Raw genomic sequence first — 10,519 nt, 5'->3', positions numbered from 1 at the left:
TCATGGAAAAAGAAAGAATCGAGCGTTTGATAAAAGCTATAAGCTCAATGGAAGAAGGGTTTGAGCGCTTTAGTTACCCTTTTGACTATTCCTTTGGTTTGGATTTGAACTTTTTTATCGAACAGCTTGACGCATGCGAGAGATACTTAGCTCAAACAGGAGGTTCAACGCCTCCTAGTTTGATGACTTCTTCTGACATTAAAGCTGCTTTGGGTGAATTTGATTCGCAGATCAATCAAAGGTTTTACGCTGGTTGGTTGTTAGATGTTTTGGATAATGCGCCAGAAGGAACAAAGATTAATATGGTTCCGGGCTCAAGGCCAAGTTTTGCATTGGAGAATATATATCGTTCGAAAATTCTTTTAGCCTTTCAATTGGAAGATGATAGGGCTGGCGTAGAAAATAATAGAGTAAGAGATGTTGATTCCGCGTTGCTAAGTCGCGTTTTAGTTGACAGAAAATTAGGTGATTTATTGAGTTTGTCACCGGGGAGGTCAAATGATGTCAGATACTTGTCAGACGATAATCCAAAGCTTATAAAGGAGTTGTCGTTTTCTCTTGGTGGTTATGGAAAATATCTTTCAGTATCAGCATGCCTGTATAATGGAGCTCGAATTAATTTCTCTAATTTTTTCTGCGTTGACTCTAATATATATATATCTAACAGGGATGAGTTACCTATGCAACTGGACAAGGCCATAGGTCTAATGGTTTGTATTAATGACTATTTTGGTGTTGTGTATGAGTAGCAAAAAATAACAGGGACAGACACTCTAAGAAGAGTGTCTTCACCTCTTCGCTTAATGTCTAACCAAGAGGGAATATTGGATGTTTGGCGCTTAATCTTCGAATTATCCGAAGAAATCGAAATTGCATTTGAGTTTCATGCAGAAGAAGCATCAGGCAAAGTCCTGATAACAAGAAAATAGAGATAAATTAGTGGATTAGCTATCGGGTAAACGGACGCCTGATGTTCTCCTACGTTTAAGAAAAGGCAAGGCTGCCTTAATCGAGGTTTCAGTACCAACAATGTTACCGGCCTCGATGTTCGATGTGGTATTCAACCAAAGGAGTGGTTAAACGCCACGGCGTTCGAGCAATGGCGGTAACGTGGAAGAAATCTGTCCACGCTTAACATCACGGGGTTGTGATTTCTTAAAGTGTCTGTCCCTGTATTTAAAAATGAAGGACAATCTTGTCGAACATGTAACAGATCAAAAGGCTCTAAAAATCCGGATGAATGGCAACCCAAAGAGAAAAACTAGGCTTTATTATGAGTAAAAGGGAAAAAATTAGATTTCCTATCGAAGAAGGAAAGTCTGAGGTAGAAGTGATGTATGCAAAGCCAGCAGGGCATAATGTATATGTCTTGGACAATTCCCCGTTTTATGCCTTTGGGATAAGCTTTTGTGATGAGTTTATTGTGAAGACTATTGATGGAGTACTTGAATTTGACAAAATTTTATCTCGGTCTGGGCATTCAACATATAGAATTCGTATTCCCAATGGGAAAAATCACGATTATTTTTTGGAAAATTGGAAAGAGCTAATGGCTCTTGGATGTACGTTTGAAGGTTCATCTGCGAATAGTAAAAGGCTATATGCAATAGATGTCCCCCCAAGTTCTAACATTATTGATGTGTACAATACTATGCAAAAGATAGAAGATTTAGGTATTTGGGAATTTGAAGAGGGCCATTATTGTGATCCTGATGATATTAAAACTGTTAATTGAATTTAAAATAAAAGGAAATAAATAACAGGGACAGACACTCTAAGAAGAAGAGTGTCTTCACCTCTTCGTCAAACGTCTAACCCAGAGGAAATATTGATCGTTTGGCGTCCAATCTTTGAATTATCCGAAGAAACCGAAGCTGCATTTGAGTTTCACGCAGTACAAGCATCAGGCGATGGCCTGATAACAAGAAAATAGAGATAAATGAGTGGGTTAGCTATCGAGTAAACGGGCGTCTTACGTTATTTTACTCTTTGGTTAATGCTGATTGGAAATACGTGCAGAGTGCGCAAATTAAATGTTAAATGGAGTTAATGGTGAAAAAAATACCAATTGTTGCCGGGGCATTAACCCTCACGGCATGTACCAGTTCAATGTTTACTGTTCCTGAAAATAGAGCACATTATATTGAATTAATGCAGCAAGATACTGGGATATTTTCTAGTCTTGCCTTGGTTTACAGCAAAGAGTTTAATACTACTTTTGAAAGTGCTACAAAAAATATAGAAAAGAAAATTTCAGACTGCATACCTTCTGGCTGGGAACAACATCCAACTTCGAATTTCACTACATCCCATTATAATAAAGTCACCAACAACGTAAGAATTCATGTTGTCAATGGCGACAAAGCGGAAGTAACCTTTCAACAGCATCATACTGATACAGCTTTTCAATCTGAAGGTGGACTGTACTTGCTAGCAGCGGATGTTTTTAGGGTTGATGACGGAAATATTAAAATTGATTTTTATACAAGCACGACACAATCAGAAACTGCTGAAGCTGTAGAGCAATGGGCTATGGGATCAGATAAATGCCATGGCATGGGTGGAAATGATTAATGATTTCTTAATAATAAAAGGGACAGACACTCTAAGAAGGAGAGTGTCTCTTCCTCTTTGCTAAACGTCTAACCATGAGGGAATATTGGATTTAGCGCTCAACCTTTGAATTAGCAGAAGAAATCGAAGCGGCATTTGAATTTCATGCAGCACAAGCATCAGGCAATGGCCTGATAACAAGAAAATAGATAGAAAAGAGTAGATTAGCTATCGGGTAAACGGACGCCTGAAGCTCTTATACGCTTAAGAAAATGCAAGGCAGCCTTAATCGAGGTTTCAGTACCGACAACGTTACCGGCCTCGATGTTCGATGTGGTTTTCAACCAAAAGAGTGGTTCAACGCCAAGGCGTTCGAGCAATGGCTTTGAAGCTCGAGGTGATAGTACTGATCTATTAGCTCATGCGCTGGACAATACATCACCTCCAAACAATTATGTTTCAACGTCCAAATCAGCAGATGTAGCATCAAGTTTTAACGAAAACGTATATGTTGTTAGGCCCCAAAATGGAGTCGATGTTAACGCTACACTTGGATCGCAAAGTCCGTTCCCTGATGAATTGGAAATTGCAATTCCAGGTGGTGTTGAACCGTCAGATATTCGGGCGGTTACACAGGGTAATGTGTCTATTCTAAACCCAGAGTACAAACCATGAATTTAGAAGAAAAGCTAATAAAAACTTGTGACACTGAGGGAGTGGAGGGTGACATCAAAATATTCTTCGAGCCCTCTAGCAGTGCCACAATTTACCTCCTAGATAGAGATGGGCAAAAAAGAGAGTTTACGGGGGAAGACCTTTTTAAAAGCTTAAAGTTGCTCAGAGTCTACTTTGAGGGCTTGAACGTCAAACTGCTATGTAATGGCTCGAGAATTGATGTGTGCCCATCAGGAATGTCGAGAAGTATGGGGCGAGGGCGAAAGGCGTATCTTTTGCAATTAGGCTCGCAAGCACGGATGGAGAATCTTGTTGATATCTTTGACTATACACCTATCGACACAGTTGGAACTGTCGTTGAGCAAGAGCAGCACTTTGATAGGTGGGCCAAGTCATTAAAATAGCAGGGGTAAATAACAGGTAATAACAGGGACAGACACTCTAAGAAGGAGAGTGTCTTTTCCTCTTTGCTAAACATCTAACCAAGAGGGAATATTGGATTTGGCGCTCAACCTTTGAATTAGCAGAAGAAATCGAAGCGGCATTTTAATTTCATGCAGCACAAGCATCAGGCAATGGCCTGATAACAAGAAAATAGAGATAAATGAGTGGATTAGCTATCGAGTAAACGGGCGTCTTACGTTATTTTACTCTTTGGTTAATGCTGATTCTCAATCGTGGGGCATGGAAGAAAGTATTGATATTGGAAGTCAGATCCAAACTAGTGTTAGCAACCCCAATGGTTACATGAATTCGATATACAATAGTGGAAAAGAAAATCCAGGAACAGCTGTCAATTTCACATGGTCAAACAAAGCTTTTAACTCAGATCCTTTTGAGGCTTTAGACACAAAGGCTTGGCCATTTGGCAGGGTGTCAGGTGATGTAGTAGGCAGGATGACGGTACACAGCAGCGGGGTTTATGCAGTGAATGCTACATTGAGACTACGCTCTGATAACTATAGTTGGAATATGGACGGTAATGGAGTACTACATAATACTGGTATTTATATACTGGGTAACAATCTTAATGCTCCTGGTAAAGGCAATATGCAGCATGGGTCTATTACCTCACAACTTATGCTCAATGACAGCTCAATAAAGGCTTTTAGCCCTTTGGGAGTTTTTGGAGCTGCTTCAAGAAGCGTGAATTGGAGTTCACCATCCAAGTATCACAATAATGGAGAAATGAGTGTGAATTATAACCGAGATTATAATTTTTATGCATGGGGTAAGTAATTGAAAATAATTTTATGTTCTATACTTGCTGCTTTTGCCATATTATTGTTTTTAATAACATTGACTTTCGCTGAAAGATTCTTCTATGAATATAGAGTCTACTCCTTGGCTGATAGAATTTCTAATCAAGGTGGTATTGGAAGAAATTGCGGTTCTGTGCAGGATTATGAGTTGAAATCATTGGTTAAAAACTATGATGTTAATGTTAGTGAATTAAGTTCAAAGATTAACTGTTTAGATGATATAAGTCTTAAGGTGATGGAGTATGTAGTAGATCATGATGTTGTTACAGGAGTGTATCGGTGTGAAAGGAATGAATATATTCAAGAGTTGAGGATTACGATGTATCTGACTGACTCAACGATACCTCAAGACTATGACTGTCAAATGGCTACATTAAAGAAAGAGTGGAACTTAGAACCAGGAGAAGCAACCACTTACTCAAAACCATGAGAAAAACAATAACAGGGACAGACACTCAAGCGATAAATGGGGACAGACACCATAAAAAGGATAGTGTCCACTTCCCCTATTCTGAGACAGTCTAAACTGGAGTTTTCTGCCTTTTAATTGCAGGAGAACACCATGAAAAAGTCACGGTTCACCGAAACTCAGATCGTTGCCATCCTCAAAGAGGCCGATGCGGGCATGAAAGTCGATGATATCTGCCGCCAGCATGGCATCAGTAATGCGACGTACTATAACTGGAAAGCCAAGTACGGAGGGCTGGAAGCCTCTGAACTCAAGCGAATTAAAGAGCTTGAGGCTGAAAATGCCAAGCTCAAGAAAATGTACGCAGATGTCAGCCTGGAAAACCATGCGATGAAGGAACTGTTCGCAAAAAAGGGCTGGTAGTCAACGACAAGCGGGATTGTGCACACATCCTGATTAACGTTGGCCTGAGCGTTGTAAAAGCCTGTGGACTCACTCAGTTAGGGCGTGCCAGTTTTTATCGAAAACCCAGGGACTGGCGGGTAGCGGATGCCGACGTCATTGATGCTATCAACGCGGTACTTAGCAAGTCCCCGCAGGCAGGCTTCTGGAAGTGTTATGGGCGCATGCGATACAAAGGACTCAGCTTCAATCACAAGCGGGTCTACCGGGTTTACTGCCGAATGGGTCTGAACCTAAAACGGCGCCCAAAACGTGTTTTACCCAAGCGTGTAGCTAAGCCGTTGGAGGTAGTCATGGAGCCTAATCATCAGTGGGCACTCGACTTCATGCATGACACGCTGTATTGCGGGAAGCGATTTCGCACCCTCAATGTCGAAGATGAAGCCACGCGGGAATGCCTGGCTATTGAAGTCGATACGTCGCTCCCGGCTGGCCGAGTCGTGCGCACTCTGGAACACCTAAAAGAGGAACGAGGCTTGCCAAAACAACTTCGCGTCGATAATGGCCCGGAGCTTATCTCTGCACAACTGACCGATTGGTGCGAAACACATGACATTGAGCTGGTCTATATCGAACCCGGTAAGCCTCAGCAAAACGGCTTTGTGGAACGCTTCAACGGTTCATTCCGCCGAGAGTTCCTGGATGCTTATCTGTTCGAGTCTCTTGAGCAAGTGCGAGACATGGCATGGATCTGGATGCTTGATTACAACGAAGAACGGACTCACGAAAGCTTAGGAAATATCCCGCCGGCTGAATACCGACGGAGACTGGAAAGCTCTAGTTATATGTTGTCTTGTTAACGGGGAAGTGGACAGTGTTGGTTCACCGGGAGTACGCCCGAAGGCTCATCACCCTGTTGAATCAAGAGGATAGTGAACTAAAAAGTGTAGCGGCATTACCCATAGATAAGTTTGAATCTATTTATTCGACTCGGTTTCATATTCAAAGAGATGTGATGAAAAACAGTGATATTACTTACTTAGATGCATTTCGAACAATTCTTGAACAAGCATTGGCAGTAAAGGGCACTGTTAAAGAAGTGAATGTTTTACAGGTTAAAGATAAAGAAGGGATAGGATTTTTTATTTTTGTTTCTGATTCCAAATTGATGTTGGGTGTTTTGCCTGCTTTGTAGATGAAAATAACAGGGACAGACTCTTTAAGAAGGAGAGTGTTTTATCCTCTTTGCTAAACGTTTAACCAAGAGAAAACCTTGGCCGTTTGGCGCTTAATCTTAGAATCTTCTGAAGAAATCGAACCTGCATTTGAGTTTCATGCAGAAGAAGCATCAGGCAATGACCTGATAACATGAAAATAGACAGAAATGAGTGGATTAGCTATCTGGTAAACGGACGCCTGATGTTCTCCTACGTTTAAGCAAAGGCAAGGCTGCGTTGATCGAGGTTTCAGTGCCAACAATATAACCGGACTAGAAATTCAATTTAGTTTTCTAACAGTGAGAGGTTCAACGCAAGGCGTTCGAGCAATCATGGTAGCATGGGAGAAATTTGACCGTCCTTATTATGGATAGTTTTGCGCTCGTGTAATCGATCCCCGCACTGTTATTCATGTTGTTTGCATTGGGTAAGCAAGTTGGGCAACCTAACAATGTTTTTTTAATCATTGGTTACTCACGGTGTTTCAACGTGACGATAAGGATATATTATGAATCTAGTGGCAAAATTATGCGTAGTTTTATTGTTTCTCTTTAACGTACATGCTTATGCAGAAGATTGGGAAATTGCCTCGTCGCTCACTGTTACACCAGATTCTTCAATGGATGTGACCTATCAGGCGTTACCAGAATTAGGCTTCGAAGAAGAAATTATAGCTGGTTGGAAAGGAGATGAATTGAGCTATTTTCTGTTATCACAAGATGTTGTCAGTGGTCTCGAGAGAAAAATGTATTGGTATGCTTTGCAGCGAGACTATGCGAAGGAAGGTCTCGATATAAAGGCGATGGAAGATATGGGAGCCTTTACTGCAGGCGAGTCAGTTGACATAAGTATTAAAAAAGTGGTGTTCAACATCGAAGGTGATGAGGCAGTGCAGTTTGTGGCACTGTTATCTTCACCTAAAAAAGTGTATTGGGTGATAGCGAGTTCTACTGATGGTGATGAGGATTATTTGATCAAGAATTTTAAGGAATTACTGCAGACTGTCAGTATTGGTTAAGAGAATTTCAAAAGCGGGAATCGATAACAAGCAACTACTGAGACAGACACTCTAAGAAGCAGAGTGTCTTTTCCCCTTTGCTTAACGTCTAACCAAGAGGAAATATTGATCGTTTGGCGTCCAATCTTCAAATTAGCCGAAGAATAATACGTCGTATTTGAATTTCACACACAGCACAGGTACCAGACAACAGCTTGATAATTAGAAAATAGAAAGAAAAAATCGGCTGCCAAATTAGCAGCCGATTTTGTTTATCGAGAGCGCCTGATCCTCGTCAAAGCGCAAAGAAACAGAAAACTAAAGATGGACATGGTGCCCCCGCCTCCACCGCTACCGCCACTAGATGGTGCCTGTGCAGTTGATGCGTACTTTTGAAATATATCAACAGGGAAAGATGATGTAGTGGTATCTGTCACCAATGTCCCTGTTTTAGACTTTACCCAGTTATAAAACTGCGAAACTTGAGTTTCGAGTTCTGGCGCCGATACCTTACATTCCCCGGGACCAGCACTTACCAACCCTGCCAGCCGATAACCTCTATCGGCGTCACTTTGATAGTTGGGATCTTGCCAGACAACTGGGCCCCCAGAGTCTCCCTTGCAGCTCGTGTTGGTTATTGCTGGGTTAGGTGGTGAGGCACATAAAACGTAAGAGGCGGGTATATTTAATTTCCATTTTTGTCGACAAACCGAATCAGGTACCCCGGAGAGAAGGGTGGCTTGTAAATTATACGGATTGGAATTAATGTCTGATCCATTTGTTATCCCCCAACCAGAAACAAGCAGATTTGGTGTTTTCGGCTGATCGTCGACCCATGTATTTGATATTTCTATGTCTAACTGTTGGTTCGAAGATAGCATTTTGATGGCTGAATTTGCAGGGAAGCCACCAGATATTCGTATCAAAGCAATGTCATAATAACTTCCAATTAAATCATCATCGTTTGTGTAACCAGGATAAACGTCGAGTTGAGTCGCGTTATATGCGGTATTTTGGTTTCTTATCACGCTACCGCTATATATTTTTATACCAGAAATGCTATTCGGCTGGTCAGTGTTACTATCGGTAACACAATGCGCGGCTGTTAACACCCATTGAGAGCCAATAATCACGCCACCGCACACGCCAGATGGGCTCTCTACAGCGGCTTGCCATGGAATGTCACCTTGAGTTACGTTGGCTCCGTTAACTATGTAGGGAGTGCGCTGTGGGATTGATGAATATGAAAGGGTTGAAAACAAAGTGGCAAAAAGCAGTAGTATTCTTCCTAACATAACTGACAATCCTTGTTTGATTTATATGTCGCAGATGAATGTTATATCTAGGGGGAAACATTTCAATAGTCATACTAAAGAAAATTCATTTCCATTGTTAAATAAACATTTTGTGAAACAATAAATTCATTTTAAATGAAATTAATTGCGTAATGAGGTTAATATTTGTAGCCATAACTATCTCTTATACCCACCTCAGAATAAACAATTGGAAGCGCATTCGCTTAAACGGTTAGTTTGACATCATATAACGTCACTGGTTAAGCGAGAAGTAATGACAAAATCTACCGCTTCAAATGCCCTTATCCCAAACAATGCGACATCTGGAAAGATCAACCGTCTGATTGTGGTGGTGTTTTTCACTGTGATGGTATCGGCCATGTCAGCGTGGATTTACCTTCCTCCTTCTGTGTATTGGGTCGCTGTCTTATCAGCGCTATGCCTCGCGCTGTGGGCGACCGGAATCGTGCCGGAGTATTGGCCGGCCTTTCTGTTTTTCCTGGTTGCCATGCTGCTTGAACTTGCCCCGGCAGAAAGTGTGTTCTCGGGATTTCATTCGCCCCCGTACTGGCTGTTGTTCAGCGGTTTGATACTAGGTATTTCCATGAATCATACCGGCTTGGGCAACAGGTTGGCCGCGATACTTTCTCGCACAGCGGGTTCGACGTACTCTGGCGTAATAACCCGCATTGTGTTTTTTGGGTTGGCGCTGGCGTTTGTGGTTCCTTCTTCTATCGGGCGGGTCGTCCTGTTGCTAGCAATAGTCAAATCGCTTGCAGAGCACATGGGGTATAAAGCCGGTTCCAATGGGCAAACGGGAATGATGATTGCCGCAACGTTGGGTACCTGCCTGCCGGCATTTACGATTTTACCGGCGAATGGACCGAATATGGTGCTGGCTGGAATGGCGGAGAGCTTGTACGGTATTCAACTTTCCTACTGGGACTATTTGATCCTTCATTTTCCCGTTCTGGGATTGTTGAAAGCGGGGATACTGGTGTTGCTTATCCTCCGGGTGTTACCTTCAGAAGACCCGGCTGCCCGACGCTCTGAGTTATCCGTGTCAGGCTCTATGACAGTGTATGAGAAACAACTGTCGGTTGTGTTGGGCCTGTGTTTGTTGCTCTGGCTGACAGACCGGATCCATCATATTTCTCCGGGGTGGATAGGCCTTGCTGCTGCAGTGTATTGCCTTGTTCCTTTTACTGGTCTCACGCAAAAAAATTGTCTTAATACAGAAGTGAAATATGGGCCATTGTTCTTCGTGGCGGGCATTATGGGGCTGGGTGTTGTTATTTCCCAATCCGGGCTTGGGCAAGCGATAGTCGAACCGCTCAGTGAACACTTACCATTTACTGCAGACAAATCCATGTGGAATTTGGTTTCCATAACCGGCATATCAATGTTTGTGGCGGCTGTAACCAACCTGCCAGGTGTGCCCGCAATCATGTCTCCGTTGGCAGAAAACTTGTCTGAAGCAACCGGGTTTTCGATCACCACCATTCTTATGTCTCAGGTGCTGGCATTTTCAAATGTCCTGCTTCTTTATCAGGTCCCACCGGTGGTTGCGGCAATCCAAATTGGTAACCTGCCTACTTGGACAGTGACTAAACTATGCTTGGTAATGTTTGTTATCGGGCTTGTTGTGCTGATGCCGCTGGATCTTCTGTGGTGGCGGATACTGGGAATGTTTGACGGATAGATTGGAA

General features: G+C 42.4%; 12 protein-coding genes. 11 read left to right on the top strand and 1 reads right to left on the bottom strand.

All coding sequences use genetic code 11. The features are described from left to right. The first annotated feature begins 2 nt into the window (after positions 1–2). From NF212_RS19070 to NF212_RS19025, 10 genes are all read left to right on the top strand, one after another. Positions 3–749 (top strand): hypothetical protein, encoded by a 747-nt coding sequence (locus NF212_RS19070; protein ID WP_434362365.1) that lies wholly within the window; start codon positions 3–5, stop codon positions 747–749. 491 nt (positions 750–1,240) lie between these two features. Further along, positions 1,241–1,735, top strand: coding sequence for a DUF4265 domain-containing protein (locus tag NF212_RS19065; protein ID WP_434362364.1), 495 nt, complete (start codon positions 1,241–1,243; stop codon positions 1,733–1,735). 317 nt (positions 1,736–2,052) lie between these two features. Then, positions 2,053–2,574, top strand: coding sequence for a hypothetical protein (locus NF212_RS19060; protein ID WP_434362362.1), 522 nt, complete (start codon positions 2,053–2,055; stop codon positions 2,572–2,574). Between the two features lie 303 nt (positions 2,575–2,877). Continuing rightward, positions 2,878–3,228, top strand: coding sequence for a scabin-related ADP-ribosyltransferase (locus NF212_RS19055; protein WP_434362361.1), 351 nt, complete (start codon positions 2,878–2,880; stop codon positions 3,226–3,228). Next, on the top strand, positions 3,225–3,632 hold the full coding sequence (locus tag NF212_RS19050) for a hypothetical protein (RefSeq protein ID WP_434362360.1): 408 nt from the start codon (positions 3,225–3,227) through the stop codon (positions 3,630–3,632). The genes NF212_RS19055 and NF212_RS19050 overlap by 4 nt, the downstream gene beginning before the upstream one ends. A 280-nt stretch (positions 3,633–3,912) precedes the next feature. Then, positions 3,913–4,467, top strand: coding sequence for a hypothetical protein (locus tag NF212_RS19045; RefSeq protein ID WP_434362359.1), 555 nt, complete (start codon positions 3,913–3,915; stop codon positions 4,465–4,467). Continuing rightward, the gene (locus tag NF212_RS19040; protein ID WP_434362358.1) at positions 4,468–4,920 is read left to right on the top strand and encodes a hypothetical protein; all 453 of its coding nucleotides are present in this window, start codon (positions 4,468–4,470) and stop codon (positions 4,918–4,920) included. It begins immediately after the preceding gene. Positions 4,921–5,052: 132 nt separating this feature from the next. Beyond that, a protein-coding gene (locus tag NF212_RS19035; RefSeq protein ID WP_434362357.1) for an IS3 family transposase occupies positions 5,053–6,161 on the top strand; the annotation gives its coding sequence in 2 pieces (ribosomal slippage) (positions 5,053–5,305 and positions 5,305–6,161; 1,110 coding nt in all). Positions 6,162–6,175: 14 nt separating this feature from the next. Continuing rightward, positions 6,176–6,496, top strand: coding sequence for a hypothetical protein (locus NF212_RS19030; RefSeq protein WP_434362356.1), 321 nt, complete (start codon positions 6,176–6,178; stop codon positions 6,494–6,496). A 530-nt stretch (positions 6,497–7,026) separates the two neighbouring features. Then, positions 7,027–7,536 carry a hypothetical protein gene (locus NF212_RS19025; RefSeq protein WP_434362354.1) on the top strand — a complete coding sequence of 170 codons (510 nt, stop codon included), beginning with the start codon at positions 7,027–7,029 and terminating at the stop codon, positions 7,534–7,536. A gap of 251 nt (positions 7,537–7,787) precedes the next feature. Here the strand turns inward: NF212_RS19025 and NF212_RS19020 are convergent, their stop codons facing one another. Next, positions 7,788–8,810: a S1 family peptidase gene (locus NF212_RS19020; RefSeq protein ID WP_434362353.1), complete on the bottom strand. Its 1,023-nt coding sequence runs from the start codon at positions 8,808–8,810 to the stop codon at positions 7,788–7,790. Positions 8,811–9,084: 274 nt separating this feature from the next. Here NF212_RS19020 and NF212_RS19015 point away from each other — a divergent pair, with 274 nt between their 5' ends. Continuing rightward, on the top strand, positions 9,085–10,512 hold the full coding sequence (locus NF212_RS19015) for an SLC13 family permease (protein ID WP_434362352.1): 1,428 nt from the start codon (positions 9,085–9,087) through the stop codon (positions 10,510–10,512). Positions 10,513–10,519: the final 7 nt, after the last annotated feature.

Source organism: Parasalinivibrio latis (assembly GCF_036825535.1).
Lineage (GTDB): Bacteria > Pseudomonadota > Gammaproteobacteria > Enterobacterales > Vibrionaceae > Parasalinivibrio > Parasalinivibrio latis.
The sequence above is the reverse complement of the archived record's forward strand: the minus strand, read 5'-3'. Positions and strand labels throughout refer to the sequence as shown.